1 rRNA gene is annotated in these 311 nt (G+C 53.4%); it reads left to right on the top strand.

From position 1 onward, the window contains the following. Positions 1–311 (top strand): 23S ribosomal RNA (locus QP324_RS11960); the annotation flags it as partial.

Raw genomic sequence — 311 nt, 5'->3', positions numbered from 1 at the left:
GCGTAATGATGGCCAGGCTGTCTCCACCCGAGACTCAGTGAAATTGAACTCGCTGTGAAGATGCAGTGTACCCGCGGCAAGACGGAAAGACCCCGTGAACCTTTACTATAGCTTGACACTGAACACTGGTCCTTGATGTGTAGGATAGGTGGGAGGCTTTGAAGTGTGGACGCCAGTCTGCATGGAGCCATCCTTGAAATACCACCCTTTAATGGCTGGTGTTCTAACGTGGACCCGTAATCCGGGTTGCGGACAGTGTCTGGTGGGTAGTTTGACTGGGGCGGTCTCCTCCTAAAGAGTAACGGAGGAGC

The sequence above is a fragment of the Corynebacterium sp. UMB0012 genome (genome assembly GCF_030216265.1).
Lineage (GTDB): Bacteria > Actinomycetota > Actinomycetes > Mycobacteriales > Mycobacteriaceae > Corynebacterium.
The sequence above is the reverse complement of the archived record's forward strand: the minus strand, read 5'-3'. Positions and strand labels throughout refer to the sequence as shown.